Source organism: Cellulophaga sp. L1A9 (genome assembly GCF_009797025.1).
In the GTDB taxonomy this organism is placed as follows: Bacteria; Bacteroidota; Bacteroidia; order Flavobacteriales; family Flavobacteriaceae; genus Cellulophaga.
In genome coordinates this window covers 4,193,992-4,211,370 of sequence record NZ_CP047027.1, presented here as the reverse complement: position 1 = coordinate 4,211,370, position 17,379 = coordinate 4,193,992, and the positions used below count along the sequence as shown (strand labels likewise).

Genomic DNA, 17,379 nt, shown 5'->3' with positions numbered 1-17,379 from the left:
TTTATTATTAAGCGTACAAATATTCGTTTAATTCTTTAATTACATCTGCTGTTTCATTTTTAAACACTTTATCTAATCGTTTTAAACCACCATCAACACTAAAAGGAGGTTTATTTAAATCTTCTAATGTTATTATAGATTCTTTTTGCAATTGAGCTTCTATTTTATCCAACCACTTTAATTGAATTTGGTTCCAATTATGTGAAGTTTTGAGCTTGTCTACTGCTCTTGTAATACGCTCTTGATGACTTACTAAATTTTCACCTAAAGCAGAAGTGCGTATATGGGCAATAATATCTGCAACTATATCTGTATTGGTAACTTCTTTATAGGCCGTATTTAATTTAGTTCTACTATAGCCTTCTGTATCTAAAATTAACCGAAGTTCTTTGAGTTCTGTTCGGGTAAGACTATTAGGTTTAGTACACACTATATTTAATGCCGTAATTTTATTTCTATTATTCTGTATAAATTCAGCAAAAGAATCTAAGTAATCTTTAGGCTTTAAGTTTTTCTCATATGCTCTAGATACTTCCTGCAAGCTATCTTCATGATCGCTAAACAAGGTGCCTAAGCCATACGATTTTCCTTTTTCCCTATCTAAAAACTCCCATAAATGATTATAATCTTGCATTGCCTGATCAAGATTTTCTAAATCAATAGATTTCAATTTCTTCGCAAAATCTCTTACCGTTGGTTCCCCGGATAGGATTCCAAATTGTTCTTTTTGCTTTTCATTAAAACCAGAAAATTTGCGTTGCATTTTCGCTACTACTCGATCTAATTTTGCTTCTTTTGTATAGCTATCTTCAATAATACCTAGTTCTTCAACTAGGTTCGCAAAACTCTTATTTACTAGTGGTGCAACAGGTTTCATAACCTGTTCTTTCGCCATTATTTCTGATACACCCACACAATCGTAAATTCTGAAGACATCTTTACCAATATCATCACAGCGTCTGGTGGCACGACCAATCATTTGATCGTAAAGAATTCTTGAATTTACACGGCGTAAGAACACCAAATTTGATATACTAGGCACGTCAATACCCGTAGTTAACAAATCTACCGTAACCACAATACTTGGGTATTGATCATTTTTAAACTTGCGCAAAAGATCTTCTCTTTCATAAACATTACCTGTAATTTTCACTATTGCATCACCGTCTACCGGTTCTCCTAAATCGGTATAGACTTCATACAATAATTTAACTATGGTATCTGCATGCGTGTTTGTAGCTGCAAATATTAAGGTTTTGGCCCTATTTTCTGGTAAAATACCGTAAGTAGAAACTAGCTCTGTCAGCACAACACGATTAAAACTTTCCGTAATCACTTTACGATTAAAACCTGTTATTTCAACCTTAATTTCATCTTCGGTAACGCCTGCGCTTACAATTTCATTTTCTTCAGGGTCGTAGATTTTTACTTCATCGCCTTTTTCCCAAACAATACCTTCTTGCGATAATTTGGTCTGGAAAACATAGGGTGGTTCAAAATCTATTAAGTACCCTTCTACAACAGCTTGACGGTATGAATACAAGAAAACAGGATCTCCAAATATTTCTTTGGTATGTAAAGCCGGTGTAGCGGTCAATCCAATACGATAGGCATCGAAATAATCTAAAACCATACGATATTTACCTTGAAAATCTAACTGATCTCGGAGTATGAATTCTTCTTCATCCATTTCCCTATCTAAGGTATACCCTCTATGGGCTTCATCTACGACTATACAATCATAATCTCCTACGCTGGGCTGATTATCAGAATAGACAATACGTTGCACCATACCTTGTACGGTAGCAAAATGAATTTTAGTATCTAATTGCGCTATTTTATCATCTAAGTCTTGTAAATCATAAATCTGAGCAAAGGTCTGTAGGTTTTCTATGTGAACTTCTTTAAATGCATCTGAGGCCTGTTTCCCCAACATACGTCTATCTACCAAAAATAAAATTCTTCTAAACCTACCCGAAGCAATTAAACGGTAGCACATACCAATCATGGTGCGTGTTTTCCCAGTACCTGTTGCCATAGCGAGTAACGCTCGCCTATCTTCTAAATTATGTAAAATCTTTTCTTCAACAGCTTTAATGGCATCAATTTGATACTCGCGTAACCCCAGACCACTTGGGTCTGATAAAAGACCATAATCTGTACTTTGAAGTTTTTCTATTCCTTCTTGTTCATCGTAATTTAACTTTTCAACAAGGTCTCTTGGAGAAAACCAATCAGGCAAGGGTCGCGCTAAATTATTTTGATCTCGTGCATCCCAAAACCAAATACCTGAGGCTGTTTTGTATTGTTCTAAAAACTGCCTTCCATTTGTTGAAAATAGAAAAGGAACTTTATAATTATTCTTATTTGCGTGATTTGGAAATGTAATTAAATTTTCATCTAAAATAAGTTGGCTATATGTTTTAGCTTGCCCTAAATCGCTCATAACATTTTTGTTATGTTTTTTAGCTTCTACTAACCCAATAAGCTCCAGACCATTGAAAAGAGCATAATCTGCCCATTTATTACCACATTTCCATTCGGCAATAGCCATTTGTTTTCCTTTTTGAGGTAAGGTTTTTTTCGTTTTAAAATTTAAAGTACAGGTATCACATTCCCAGCCAGCATCTCGTAATTGTTTATCAATTCTATCTCTAGTTTCTGCCTCTGACTCGTCTAGTTTATTAACTTTTGCAAAAGCTCGCTTTCTTCGTTTATCTTTTGCTTCATCAGATATTTGTTGGTACTCTTCAATCTTCCGTTCGTAGTTAATTACTTTTTTTCGCAAGATTTCAAGCTCCTGTTCAAGTTCTTCAGCAATGCCATTATCTTGCACAAACCAAGATTCTTCAGGTGTAACATAATCTATATGAACTTCTTGATTCTCATAGACCTCAATAAACCATTTTGTTAAGTAAAAAGCCTGCCTAAGCATAAATCTAGCTTCAGCTTGAGAGCCTTCTCCTGAATGTGATGCTTTATTTCCAGATTTTCTTATGGTGTGAAAGATGCTGATAATCTCAGAAGGAACATTTTGGGTATTTGCTAAAGTATTTAATCTTGTCATCTGCCTATTATCATAAGCATCTTCAAGCTGTTCTATTTCAATTAATATAATTGCTAACTTTTCGCTTAAAATTCTGAGTTTTGATAGGCTGGTACTTGGATCTGAGTAACAATTACGTTCAGCAAGGAGTGCCAATTGTAGTAAGTCGGCATAATTCTCCTTAAGGAAGTCAAAGTTTGTTTGTATTCCCATTTACATTTTATTTGGTTTGGTTGGCTCTAATTTTTTTGGTTATCACAAGGTGCATTTAGTGGTTAGCTAAGGCACAATAATTATATATCAAAACCTAATAAATCATACATATCAGTTAATTAAATAAAGGGGAACTTTACTAAAGTTTAAATATACTTATTAAACATAAAATTCCTACAATTAAATAAAAACAAATATCATAAACTATCACAACATAGTTCTGCGGTTTCCCGCAGTATTGCAAATAATTTATAAAATAATGGAAAAATTGAGTGTGAAGGCCTAGTAATTTTACTAAATCTACATTGTGAGAAATAGCAAAAGCTTTAGAAGTTCATTTAAAGTATTCCTTAAACATCAAATAGCTATTTATACTAAATTTTATTGTTTTTGAGCCAGTAGGTTTACGACCACTTTAACCATCATGTCTTTATCGTTAGGGTGGCTTTGCGCTATCATTACGATAAGGCCTACTATCGTAGTGTCTGCCACTATTCTTTCTCCATTTTTAGCGTACAATAAATGATTACGTTCCAAGAACCATACAAAAATGAAGGCAGCTATACGATTGTTGCCCTCTGTAAACGAGTGGTTCTTGACTACAAAATAGAACAAGTTCGCCGCTTTTTTTCGGTAGTTTTATACAGGTCTATACCATCAAAATTTTATTTTTAAATTATTTATTTCTATTCAGAACACTAATTACTAAACGTGTTACCGTTTGCATTTCTTCTGGTTTGCTAGAAGCTATAAATAATGTTAAACTGGCTAATGTATAATTACTAATTATAGGTTGTTGCTCACTATTAAACAGCATATTATTTTGTTGCAAAAATTTTAAAAAACAAGCTGCTGCTATACGTTTATTGCCATCTACAAACGAATGGTTTTTCACTACAAAATATAAAAGCATGGTTGCTTTTTCTTCTAAACTTGGGTAAAAATCATCAGCTCCAAATCCTTTTCCTATTTGCGCCACGGAACTCTCGAAGCTCTTATCTTTTTCTTTACCAAAGACATCAGAATCAAACTCGGTTAGCATTTGGTTAATTATCCCCTGATAATCGTCTAAACTTGGGTAACTGGCTTCTGTTGTTGTTAGTCCTTTAGCATCTAATTGTTCATGGTCATAATCATCTAACAGGCTTAATCCTTTAGCAAAAACAGTTAACCATTCGTTATCTTCAGTTTTTTCTTCAATAGCACGACTTAAAATTTGAATCCCACTTTTTAAGACTTTTACTTCTTGTTCTTTTTGTTCTTTTTGTTCTAATCGTTTTTGGTTTATAGCATAACCTTGAACTAAATAGTCTTTTAAAATGCTATTTGCCCATATTCTAAATTGTGTTCCTCTTTTAGAATTCACTCTATACCCTACGGAAATAATGGCATCTAAATTATAGAATAAAACCTTTCTGTTTACTTCCCTTTTTCCTTCAATTTGAACTACCGAGTATTTCTCGGTAGTTGCATTTTTATTTAATTCTTTAGTAGTATATATATTTTTTAAGTGCAAGCCAATAGTGTCAGAATCTTTATCAAATAATTCTGCCATTTGTTTTTGATTTAACCAAATAGTATTGTTCTCCAGACGTATTTCTACATTAGGTTTATCATTATATAATATTATTTCGCCTTTATTCATCATCTATTTTGAACCGTCTCTTTTTTTGCGACAGTTGCGGCATCTTTTTTATTAAGCAACATTACCGTTGTATTCGTTCCTATATTCTTTAACTATACTACTATTAATACGACTAACATCGGTAGTATTAATCGCTATCTTATGTTCTTATTTAAATTGGTTGATTACCAAGCGCATCACCATTCTTTCTACATAACTCTCGTTTTCCAAACTATTAGCGTTTTGCTGAATTTCTGTAGTTACCGCTGATTTTAATCCTTTTAAGGCATCAAACAATTTGCGTTCGCTATCGGTTAACGGGTCTTTTTCCATTAAGCGTTTATGAATTCGTGCATACTTGGCATCGTAATCATATTTCGCATTTAATAATTGATTTTCGAGGGGAATTCTATCAATATTTAAAGATATCAATTTACAACACATACAGTATCATTACTTATAACCAAATATCATAAAAAGAAATAATCGAATACTGTGGAAAACCGCAGTGTGTTGTTATTTTTATAAATATCGTTGAAATTAGCTGCAAAACTGTTTTGGCAAAAGATCTTTATTTTGATTTAGTTACCAGCACCGCCAAATGAAATAGGGTTTTGGCTCCGTAAACTTTCTTTATCGCTTTGATTCTTTTTTCCACAGAAGATACCGAACTAGGTGTTATCCCTTTTTCTATAAAATGATTTGAGATCTCTGGAGTTCTATAACCTTTTGATAATAGTTGTATTATTTTTTTGTCTACACGTTCCATAGTTTTAGCTGTTTACGGTACAAATTAATACTATATTTTGAAATTATACCTTAAACTAGGTATTTACTACTATGTCAGTACCCTTTTATAGGATTCTTATAATCGGGCTTAGTAGTAAAACCTAATTCATATTAAAGTAATACGATGAAATATGAGGTAACGTTCAAGCTATGCGTAGTGCGGAAGCAAACTTGCGTTTAACTTATCTTTAAGCACTTAGCCAAAGCATTTTATTTGCGTTTAATTTTATTTCGTTCTAAATGTCTAATCAAACTGGTTTGGCGACATAGTAACTATACACAAACGATTTAATTAAACACCAAACCTCTGCATTACTTATAAGATTTGTTACCACACGTTTTTTATTCTAACATACGACTACGTAACGCTTTTATTTACGCTAAGGATTGGGGATTTCTATTTAGTTTTGAGTGTTAAAATCTTTTGCAGACAAACAGGCTGAAATCCTACCGTAACAGTTGCGTTTGAGTAAGAATTTCGGCTTTATTAAACTAGCTAAATTCCCTTTGAGGTATTGGTATAATTACCGTAGAAATCTGCTAAAAATCGATGTTCAAATTAAGGGGCAGGGAATAACTTGTTCATTCTGTGCTTAAGCGCTCCTCGCTTGCACTACTGTCTCAAGGTACTCCTGTCCAAGATATTATTAAAATAAATTTTATGTAGTGTATTGATTATTAGCTTATTGCAATTTTCAGAAAAATTTAGGTATTTGTTTATTCATTTTTTTCTTGATAAAAAAACGAACCAAACCTGCCTGCCGGCAGGCGGGAAAATCAAAGCTTGACCCTTCGGATATATTTCACATCCTTATTCGCTAAATCAAATGAACTCGCTATCGCTCAAACAGCATTTGATTCTTAACGCTCTTTTCGGTGGAAATATGAATCCTGCCAGGGATCTAGGCCGTAACCCGATGACTTTACAATTTACCGTGCAGCTTAGACCTATTGTAGGCAATGTGTGGTAACTGAAGAATATAACGCAAACAACGATTGAAGCTATGGATTAGAATGACTTTGTGAGAATTTTGTGCAGATGAAAAGATTAGCACTTATTTATCAAACGCTCCATTTTTTACCATCATCCAAAACTGTAAGGTATATTATTTGTCCACTCTACAGTTTTCCATGCATTTTTAAATAATATTATGTTCTATATTAGCAGAGTAATTATCCCTTATGATTTTTCACTTAATGTACTAAGTAAATTGATTCTAGACTAGTATAATACTGTTTTAAATATAATGTTAAATTTAAAAATCCGAAGATTAAATCAATACTTAAAGTACGGATAGTGTAGTGTTTTATTGCAACATGATTACTGATTTTTGCGCTACGAGTAATAAGAAAAACCGTTATCACGTATATTTTTGTCCTAATTTTCACGTTTTAACAGTAACCATAAATAACTAAAAATTAAAATGAATTTTATAAAAAAAATAATATCCCTTGTTTTTGGAATTGTATTATTATCCTGTAATTCTGAGAAAGCTGATATTGAAAGTAATATTGAAGTAATAGAAAATAAAACTAAAGGTCTAAAGCTTAAAGAATCACACCTAGAAAACCAATTAGATAGTCTTAAAGAAAGATTTGATCAAGAAAAAGCAAATATTAATAAGAACTATATAAGTAAGTCCTATTACAAAAATGTCATTTATATTAATTCCGAGAATTTAAAGAAAAATACCCAAAGTCAAATTTTAACGTTGTTTAAAAAACTGAATTTAAAGCAATCACAAAATGTCCTAAATTCTATCATAAATAATTGGATGAATTTAAAGGAGATTGATGATTTGAATTTTTTGTTTGAAAATAAATATAGGACAACAAAATTTATAAATTTATTTTTTGAAGAGGCAAATATAGATTACATGATATCTTTATTAGATGAGAATAATAGTTATGATAAGTCCAAATTAGATCTTTACTTAGAATTATTTCTTGATGCAGGTAAAGAATTGAAATATAATGATTTTGTAGTTTTATCTGAAATATATGAGCTTAGTACAGAAGGATACTTGGAAAGAAGAGACGAAATAAACTATTTGATTAATCAAATAAGTACAATAGACGAAAATAGCTATTCAACTCATTTTAATACTTCGGAATCAAAGACAAATCTTAAATTTATTGTTTACTCTTTTTGGGCAAGAAGATATAAAGAAGGTAATTCGGGTATTGTATATAGTATAATGGAAAAAACACAAATTAAATTAACTAACAAACAATGAAGCTTTTTCAATACTACATATTTATATATTCAATATTCATTCTAAGTTCATGTAATAATGATGTTGAAAAAGAAAAACTTGCGAAGCAGGAAATAAAATTTGATGCTATAAAAATTACTATTAATACCCTTGAAGATGAAGTGCAATCTTACCGGAAAAAATTAGATAGCTTACAACAAACAGCAAATCTAACTAACTATTTATTGAAAGAAGACATTAAACCTCAATTGCATGATAGCTTAAACACCTTATTGGATATGCCTTCCCTTTTTGAAAGGATGAAAAACAATTTTTTAAGTAATGAATGTGGTTTTGATTTCATAAGACTATACAATGGTTATCTTTTCAATTCTTATAGAGACATATTTGAATTAACACCTTTAGAAAAGATCGTTTACCATTTTGACAGAAGTTCAGAAAATATTCATCAATTCTTTTCAGAAGAAACGATAAGTATATTAGTCTCGGTATTTCCTTATGAATATTATGATAAATCTGGTATAAAAGTTACCTGCGAAGCTCTTATTAGAGTTTATGAAGAACTAGACGAAGAAGAATTTAATCATATTTATGAAGTATTCAATACTCCTAGCAGATATATTAACGGGGAATGGGTAAATACTAGTGAGATTCATATGAAATATATAAATTCAATTGCTTCTGATGATGTTATAAACATTCTAAGAAAAGATAAAATTTATACAAATTTTGATTTTAATTCTGATCATTATGTTCAAAACATTTATGGACAGGGCTGCAGAATAGACGCAACTTCAAATAGATTACTATACATTTATTCTTTTTGGGGTAGACGTCAAAATGAAGGGAATAAAAAAATAGTGTATGAAATTCTAAAAAAAATAAATAATAAAATAACACTAGATAGCTCTACAAATAGCAAATGAGGTTAGTGTTTCATCGAGAAATTGGTATCTATTTACAATGTCGTTATATTTTATATTTAATATTAATGAAGATTAGGATGCTGTATGAAAGTAACAGAATACATCTACAAAAAATAGCTTAGGTCATGAACCTAAGCTATTTTTTTTATTACAATGAAGTGCTAAAAAAAGTAGCGGTGTTAGTTAGCTAAGTCAGCACAGTTTTATAGCACTATACTAGTTTTATATTCATGGGGTAGCATCAAAATCCGACTCATACCAAAACTACTGTTTTAAAGTATTTGGAGATTCTAAGGTATACATCCGAGCAAATACCTGAGGTATGAGGTGTTATAAATCCGTAAAAAAAATTGCATAAAAGAAGATAAAGATTCCTCCTCCCCTGTAGCATTCGAATATGTAAGAAAAATTCCTTAATTTTGGAAATTATCCACTTAAATGGATTATATCCATAAGGAAATTAATCATTCATTTTAATCTTAAAGGAATGCATATAACGGAAGAACTTAATCAGGGACAGCTAAAAGCGGTTACCTATGAGGGTCAACATCTACTGGTACTTGCCGGAGCAGGTACCGGAAAAACACGTACCATTATTGCACGTGCCGCGCACCTTATTGCTTCTGGCGTTGATCCTTCAAAAATACAAATTCTAACCTTCACTAAAAAGGCTGCTAATGAAATAGTAGAACGTGTAAAGGCTAGTTTGCCACAATCTAATAGTCAGGCTATTAACGGTGCTACATTTCACTCCTGGTGTAATCAATTAATATTAAAATATCCTAATTTATTTGGTGCTGCAGCCTTTACAGTCATTGATCCGGACGATCAGTTAGGAATTATGAAAATGATGTCTGGCACCCATGCGGATAGCTATGGGAAATTACGAATAAAACCCCAGCAACTTTTAGATATCTACTCGTATGCTAGAAATACAAAGAAGAACTTAACGGAATCTATACGTATTCTTCTTTTTAAAAGTAGGACCGATAAGGACACGGATTATGAGATTGCTGCAATGAAACCCCATGTGGAAGTCCTTTTGCGTGCCTATCAGCAAAAGAAAATGGAACAACGCTATTTAGATTATGATGATCTCCTATTGGTGGTCGCTACGCAGTTAAAATCAAATGCTGATGCTCGGGAGTTACTAGCTCAAAACTTGGAATACCTGCTTGTTGATGAAATGCAAGATACCAATCCGCTACAATGGGAACTACTATCGCCTTTCGTAGAAATATGCAAACTTTTCTGTGTTGGAGATGACGCGCAATCTATCTATTCTTTTCGAGGAGCTGATTTTAAAAATGTGCATCAATTTAAAGATCGGGTAAAAAATTCTGAAGTCTATAAATTAGAAAAGAACTACAGGTCTACACAAGAAATTTTAGATCTCTCTAATTGGTTGTTAGACAATGCTACTATTGACTATAACAAACGCTTAGCAGCAGTGCGTGGTAGCGGCGAAAGACCAATTATTGTTAATGTGAGTGATGAGTGGCAAGAAGCAAATTGGATTGCGGATGAAATTTTGAAGAATTATACCAACGAAGATCGTAGCTTTTCAGACCACTTGGTTTTATCACGGTCACAGTATTACACCAAATCACTACAAGCCGTTTTTATTAGGCGAAAAATACCGTATGTCACCTATGGAGGTCGGAAATTTTTACAGGCTGCTCATATAAAAGATTTAGTGTCTTTACTACGGATTGTAAACAACCCCTATGATGAAATAGCATGGGTTCGATTTCTGACCTTTTGGGAAGGTATCGGTGAAGTTAGAGCTTCACGAATCATGGCTGCCATCATTGCAGACGAAGGAAAAACGGATATTGCCACCTTATTAGCTGCGAATATTTCGGGATCTGACGGCCAAATAATATCAGAATTGTACCAGGCCGTTACTCAAGAAAAAGGAAAGGTGGGTAAAATGGTAGAGATCTCCTATGAAGCTATGGCACTAGGTTTAGCATTTAAATACAGAAAAGATTGGACCGAAAAACGTAAGGCTGATTTTCCTGTGCTTAAATTATTAGCCGAAAGCTATTCTAGTTTAGGGGAGTTTATAGGAGAAGGCCTTTTAGATAATGCCGAAAAAATGAATGGTGCTAATGTATTGACGGAATCTAAATTAAGTACAGACGAGCAAAAAGATCATGTGATTATTTCTACCATTCACTCTGCAAAAGGTTTAGAGGCAGATGTGTGTATTGTGCTGAATGTATCCCCAAAATCTTTTCCATCTGCTTATTCTTTGGACGATATTGATGCTATAGAAGAAGATCGTCGGGTGTTGTATGTAGCGCTTACGCGTGCAAAAAATAGATTGATTATTACCCGAAACACCGCATCCATTTCAGCAGTTCATGCCAGGTCTACCCCTACCCAAGACGGAAAAAACACCGATGATGCGGAAACGTACTTTTTAACAGGCCTGCCGGAAAAACTTGTAACACAGGAGACTGTTGGGCATCAATTTAATAGCTTCAAAGATGCGCCCCAACCTAATACCATTGACTTATCGTCTGGGATGGACTTTAATTAATGCCATAGCTTATGTCTAATAAAAATTATGCGGTCATTTCTATGATTAATTATGGCCGCAAACCCATATATTTCAGAACCGTAGGTATCGTAATCCATAAATTTATTGAAGGAGATTGGAGGTGTGTACTTTCTACGTCTATTAATCCTGAGGAGCGTATCCCCTTATACCTCCAAGAGGCAACAGGCCTAACAGATGTAGCATTGTTAAATGCGCCAAGCTTTTCAGAAGTTGCCGATACCCTTCTGAAAGAACTTCAGGGGTGTATTTTAGTAGGGCATAATGTTTCATTTTTGCAGTATCATCTGAAAACCCAATTTCGGCATATCGGGTATGCTTTTGAGATGCCTCAAATATGTACCGTGAGACTTTCTAAGAAATTGATTCCGAATATGACATCCTATGAATTACCTTATCTATCTGGGGTCTTAGGGATTCCGTACGATGCAGCAGCTTCTTTAGAGGAGTCTAATGAAGCCACGAGCACCCTTTTTCAAAGGTTGCTAGCATTAGATGAAAACGAAGAAATAATAACAGCACTGCTTCAGCCTAAGCCAAAATTAAACTACCGGATTCCCAAGCATATCACCGGTGCACAATTGGATCGCTTGCCTAAGGTCCCGGGAATTTATAAGTTTCAAAATGAGCATAAAGAAGTTATCTATGTAGGAAAAGCTAAAGACATAAAAAAGAGAGTTTTAAGTCACTTTACTGCCACAACAGAAAAAGAACTGCTGTTATGTACTGCTACTTATTTTATTGATTTTGAGCCTATGGGGAGTGAGTTACTAGCCCTGTTGCGAGAAGCAGATTTAATAACAAAGTTAGACCCCTATTATAATTATATTCAGAAGAAAAAACACATCACCTACTTGATTGTTCCCATCCGAAATAAGAAGGGAATTCTCCAATTAAAAGTAGAGAGAAGACCATTTCAACACACCCCTACAGAAATTTTCTTGAAACGATCTTTAGCTATTGAACGACTTGCCCAGCTTACTGAAAAATTTGATTTGTGCCCCAGCTATACCGGCGTGCACAGTGTAAAAACAAAATGTAGCACCGTGAGTTTTAGTAGTTGTAAAGGCATCTGTAGGGAAGAAGAAGCTCTTGAAGCATACAATGACCGTGTAACACAGGCACTAGATCATTTAAACAATGAGAATGAAAATTTCGTGATATTTGAAAAAGGCAGGAACAGCCAGGAACAAGGTGTTATTTTGGTACTACACGGAGTGTACCAAGGCTTTGGGTTTGTAGACAAAAATGAATTGATACAAGGAATTTCTGACTTATTGCATGTCATTGATGCCAAAGAACACTCATACCATTCTGCTAAAATTATTTCAGCGTATCGAAAACGTAATCCGTATAAAATTAAACTTTTAGATTCCGAAAAATATGCCAATTGAAATTACATATAGATTATTAAATGCATTAAATATTTAGCGAATTAGTGTAATAAAAGAGGCCGAATAATTGGAACTTTAGAATTGAATAAATACAATTATCTTTAAACTTAGCCCTTATGATCGTTAGGCACCATACCGATGGATGGAAAATTATTTCGCATTATACACACGCGTTATTGGCGGGCAAATTTGCGTATCAATTAAAACAAGAATTGCGGTATTCTCATTGGGTAGAAACGCTAACGGCCATCACCGATCATGACGATCATATGGTAGATTTTGATGCGACCAATTACTTGACCAAGGTAGGGACGCCTAGAGATTTTATGATGGATGGTGGTTATGAAAGAGATGCTATTAAACACGCCAAAAAGTTATATGCGGCATCTGAGCAAAAATCTGGGTGGCTTGTTTTACTAATCGCTCGGCATTTACAATTTCTGTATGGAAATGATTCCAACCAAGAAATGAAACAATTCTTGGCAGACAGCGCTGAAAAAAGTAAAACACTGCGAAAACTATATGGGATCAATAAAAAAACTGAAGATGATTTGTATAGCATCCTACTTTTTTGTGATAGGCTGTCACTCATAATTTGTGGAGAAGAGGTTCCTGAAACGGGACGGAAATTGGAGATCAACACGTCAATAAATAACAAGACTTACAGCATCAACCGGAATGCAGATGGCACCTTCTTAGTGACTCCTTGGATTTTTGAAGATGACAGTTTTGAAGTCGATTTTGAGTATAAAATTCTGAATCAAGTAAATTTTGAATCTAACCAAGAACTAAAAGAAGTTTTGGAATCATCAGCCGTGAAACTGCAGAAAATAAGATTTAAAAATTCAAATTAATTGGTACACTTGAAGTAATTCGTAATAGGATTCAGGAATAATAATCGGACTAAAAAAAAACATAAAAAAAGCTCCTAATTTAGGAGCTTTCTTTGTTTCTGACTTGTATTACATGACATCTTCTAAAGATTTAATTTTTTCTAAATCTTCTCTAATCCATGTTATTTGCTGTCTTATAAGCGTCGCGATGGCTACGGGTAAATGCACATCTGATAATACTTCATTATATTCTTCAATGGCAGCTTTGTCTCCCCTAATGGCTTCTTCGAGCATAGCTTCATCATCGTCACTAGAAAATGCCGCTTTAATATCCATCCAAGTGCGGTGCAAGGCGCCAGTTACACTGCCGTCTATATCCTCTCTTAAATTAAGAGCAGGTGCAGCAGATTTTAAACTGATAAGGAAATTTTTTCGTTCCAATGCTTTATTACTAAAATAGCTTTGGAGTCCAATTCCTTTTGCATTTTCGGCTGCTTTTTCATAGCCCATTATAGCATCTTCGTTTTTTTGGATTATTGAATTGATTTTAGTTTCGATCTCTTTTATATCTGAATTCATAATTTTTAATTTAAGTGGTACTTTCTATAGTACCGTTATTGATAACCTAAAGATACCCGCTGTGGGAACAAAAAATTATTTCAATCAAAAGCGATATTAACGTAAAAGAGTTGTGCCTAAATTACTGCTTGTAGTATGGAAGTTATTACTAGCAGTATTTTGCCGGAGAGAAAATTACAACACTAGGTGTAATGAGTTATAATTGCTACTTCTTCAAACTCTTAAACGTAGGTTTGTCAGAAGCTCTAGGATCCGTTTTAAATGCTAGTTTCTTGGTCCAAATGGCAGCCATACTACAGTGTCCAAATTCTTCAGTTACTTTTCCATAGCACGCATACACGCCCATACCGTGAATAGGGTATTTATCTACTACATTGGTAAAATGTACCACATCAAAATAATCGCCCTCTTGATCTACAAAAGTACTCAGACGCATATTTTTATTGTTCTTAGTGGTATTAAAACGGGTGTTTACGAGAATGCCATAAAGCAATAGTTCTTTATCATGGTGGTACTGCATGTCCTTAGCTTTAGCGTCGCTTAAAATTTCTTCTGATATCAACTCAAAATAACTATACAACGGAAACCCCAAGAGTTCTATTTGGTCATAGGCTTCTTCTACCCAACTATGCTCTAATTTAGGAAGCTCAAACTGTTTGTGTTTTGGTTTGAATAATGACGGATTCCCAGAGCGTTTCTTGAGGGCATTAATTTTAAAGATACCTTGCCAATGCAGTTCATTCTTAGCAAGCCCTGTAAATTTAAAAGCTCCTATTCTAATTAGGATTGCCAATTGCTCTATGCCTATTACCACACGGTCTATAAAATCATCTAAAGATTTGAAAGCACCGTACAATTGCCGTTCTGTTAAAAACCGTTGTACCACCAAATTTTCTAGATTTTTTAGATAACCAAAACCTAAATAAATAGCGACTCCCCTAATCGTATTATGATGATCACTTAGATTAATACAAGGTGCATGTATCTGAGCCCCCCACATCCGTGCTTCGTGAATATAATGTTCTGTGCTGTAAAAACCGCCTCCATTATTTAGTACCGCCACCATAAATTCTAAAGGATAGTAGCATTTTAAATACATGCTCTGGTAACTCTCAACAGCATAAGACGCAGAATGCCCTTTAGCAAAGGCGTAACCTGCAAAACTGGCAATTTGATCCCATACCTCTGTAGTTAATGCATCAGGATAGTCCTTTGCCTTACAGTTACTCCTAAACTTCTCTTCTACGCGGGTAAATTCTGCTCTAGATCTAAACTTACCACTCATGCCACGGCGCAACACATCTGCTTCTCCTAAGTCTAAACCCGCAAACTGATTGGCGACTTTCAATACATCTTCTTGATAGACCATAATACCATACGTTTCGGGCATAATTTGGGCTAGAATAGCATTGGCCTCTTTTCTGCGCTCAGGCTCACGATGTCTGCGAATGTATTCATTTTTCATTCCAGAACTAGATACTCCAGGGCGAATAACAGAACTGGCAGCCACCAAGCCTAAATAATCATTGACTTTTAGCTTACACATTAAACCACGCATGGCAGGAGATTCTACATAATATGCGCCAATAGCTTTTCCTCTGCTTAATAAGTTATTGATATTAGCATCGTTTTTAAATGTTTCTATTTGGGTGATATCTATCTCAGGCACATCAGGCCTATTCTCTTTGATAATCTCCATAGCCTCTTTAATTTTGGCTAAACCACGTTGTCCTAGAATATCAAACTTAAAAATACCCGCATCTTCTGCAATAATCATATCAAACTGCACCGTTGGAAATCCTTTGGGGGGTAAATCTGTAGCGGAATAATAATGAATAGGCTGGTCTAGTATTAGAATTCCGGCGGAATGCACACTTAAATAATTGGGAAAATCTTTAATCAGTGCACTATATTTTAAGACCAGTTTTCCCATATCATCCAAATCATTCTTAGAAAAATGACCTTTACAGAGCTTGTCTATTTCTTCTTTTGGAAGGCCGAATACTTTTCCTAATTCCCGAACTACGGCTCTATATTTAAAAGTATTATAGGTGGCTAATAACGCGGTATTTTTAAACCGACGGAAGATATAGGCGGTGACATCTTCCCGGTCTTTCCAACTAAAATCGATATCAAAATCTGGTGGAGAAACTCGGTATGGGTTGATGAAACGTTCAAAATACAAATCCAATTCAATAGGGTCTACATCTGTAATTCCAATAATATAGGCGACAATACTATTGGCACCACTACCCCGCCCCACATGCAAATAGCCTTTAGAATTGGCATACTTAACAATATCATGATTAATTAGAAAGTAAGACACGAAATCCATTTTCTTAATGGTCTCCAACTCCACCGCCAGACGCTTACTCACAGCATCGGTACGGGTAGGATATCGTTTAGGCAAGCCATCTTCACAGAGTTGTTGCAAGAGGTTGAAATCTTCTTCTTTTGAAGTGCCAAATACCTGTTGGTTTTGAGAAACCCTACTTTCTCCGAACCCAAAGTTCACCTCGCATTCCGCCATTAGAGTCTTGGTATTCGCTACCAAATGCGGAAACTCTTGAAAAGCTTCTAAGAGTTTGTCTTTGGATAGCATTTGTTCAGACAAACGCCCCTCTTCTGTTTGTTGTAATTTACTTAATAAGGTGTTGTTGGCAATGGCACGTAGCAATCGGTGTGCATTAAAATCGCGCTTATTGCGGAAAGTAACCGGTTGTTGGATGACCAATTTATCGGTATAGGATTTGTATTTTGAAAAAGGTAATCGCCTTAAATTTTCTACGGAAATACCGATGTATTCATGCGCTTCAAAATCTACCTTCTCTAATTGTAAGACATTTTCAAAAGGATAAATAATAAACGCATGCTCAAATATTGGGGCAATGGCAGGTAGCTTGATACTTTTATGAGAGTGAAGAGACATAAATTCATTAAGTTCTCTGAACCCTTCGTTATTTTTAGCAATACCCACATAAAGCTGCTCTGCACCATTCCTAAAATCGATTCCTATAATAGGCTTAACACCAAATTCCTTGGATTTTCTAACGAAATTCATACAGGCAGAGGTATTATTAATATCTGTTAAAGCTAGTGTAGCTATATGATTTGCCTGCCCCATCCTCAAAAGTTCTACTTCTGAAAAGGTGCCAAATCGTAAGGAATAGTATGAATGACAATTGAGGTACAT

12 protein-coding genes are annotated in these 17,379 nt (G+C 34.3%); 5 read left to right on the top strand and 7 right to left on the bottom strand.

The features are described 5' to 3' along the window. Window positions 1–7: 7 nt before the first annotated feature. The 5 genes from hsdR to GQR94_RS18485 all read right to left on the bottom strand — a co-directional run bounded on the left by hsdR (window position 8) and on the right by GQR94_RS18485 (window position 5,652). Entirely contained in the window at window positions 8–3,259 is a 3,252-nt protein-coding gene (gene hsdR, locus GQR94_RS18505; protein ID WP_158978011.1) for a type I restriction-modification system endonuclease, read from the bottom strand. 381 nt (window positions 3,260–3,640) lie between these two features. Beyond that, on the bottom strand, window positions 3,641–3,874 hold the full coding sequence (locus GQR94_RS18500; RefSeq protein ID WP_158978009.1) for a hypothetical protein: 234 nt from the start codon (window positions 3,872–3,874) through the stop codon (window positions 3,641–3,643). Window positions 3,875–3,935: 61 nt separating this feature from the next. Next, entirely contained in the window at window positions 3,936–4,907 is a 972-nt protein-coding gene (gene rhuM / locus GQR94_RS18495; RefSeq protein ID WP_233268466.1) for a virulence protein RhuM/Fic/DOC family protein, read from the bottom strand. 144 nt (window positions 4,908–5,051) lie between these two features. After that, window positions 5,052–5,327, bottom strand: a complete 276-nt coding sequence (locus GQR94_RS18490) for a hypothetical protein (protein ID WP_233268449.1) — start codon at window positions 5,325–5,327, stop codon at window positions 5,052–5,054. Between the two features lie 127 nt (window positions 5,328–5,454). Beyond that, on the bottom strand, window positions 5,455–5,652 hold the full coding sequence (locus tag GQR94_RS18485) for a hypothetical protein (RefSeq protein ID WP_024480765.1): 198 nt from the start codon (window positions 5,650–5,652) through the stop codon (window positions 5,455–5,457). Window positions 5,653–7,096: 1,444 nt separating this feature from the next. Here GQR94_RS18485 and GQR94_RS18480 point away from each other — a divergent pair. The 5 genes from GQR94_RS18480 to GQR94_RS18460 all read left to right on the top strand — a co-directional run bounded on the left by GQR94_RS18480 (window position 7,097) and on the right by GQR94_RS18460 (window position 13,628). Next, the gene (locus GQR94_RS18480) at window positions 7,097–7,909 is read left to right on the top strand and encodes a hypothetical protein (protein ID WP_158978007.1); all 813 of its coding nucleotides are present in this window, start codon (window positions 7,097–7,099) and stop codon (window positions 7,907–7,909) included. After that, window positions 7,906–8,814, top strand: coding sequence for a hypothetical protein (locus tag GQR94_RS18475; RefSeq protein WP_158978005.1), 909 nt, complete (start codon window positions 7,906–7,908; stop codon window positions 8,812–8,814). The genes GQR94_RS18480 and GQR94_RS18475 overlap by 4 nt, the downstream gene beginning before the upstream one ends. A 487-nt stretch (window positions 8,815–9,301) precedes the next feature. Beyond that, window positions 9,302–11,362, top strand: a complete 2,061-nt coding sequence (locus GQR94_RS18470; protein WP_158978003.1) for an ATP-dependent helicase — start codon at window positions 9,302–9,304, stop codon at window positions 11,360–11,362. Between the two features lie 11 nt (window positions 11,363–11,373). After that, a complete protein-coding gene (locus GQR94_RS18465) occupies window positions 11,374–12,774 on the top strand; it encodes an exonuclease domain-containing protein (RefSeq protein WP_158978001.1) in 1,401 nt (466 codons plus the stop codon). Window positions 12,775–12,890: 116 nt separating this feature from the next. Beyond that, window positions 12,891–13,628 carry a DUF3891 family protein gene (locus GQR94_RS18460; protein ID WP_158977999.1) on the top strand — a complete coding sequence of 246 codons (738 nt, stop codon included), beginning with the start codon at window positions 12,891–12,893 and terminating at the stop codon, window positions 13,626–13,628. Window positions 13,629–13,736: 108 nt separating this feature from the next. Here the strand turns inward: GQR94_RS18460 and GQR94_RS18455 are convergent, their stop codons facing one another. Together GQR94_RS18455 and GQR94_RS18450 are read right to left on the bottom strand one after the other, a co-directional pair. Further along, complete coding sequence (locus GQR94_RS18455; RefSeq protein WP_024480755.1) at window positions 13,737–14,186, bottom strand: PA2169 family four-helix-bundle protein; 450 nt, start codon at window positions 14,184–14,186, stop codon at window positions 13,737–13,739. Between the two features lie 205 nt (window positions 14,187–14,391). Next, entirely contained in the window at window positions 14,392–17,379 is a 2,988-nt protein-coding gene (locus GQR94_RS18450) for a DNA polymerase III subunit alpha (RefSeq protein WP_158977997.1), read from the bottom strand.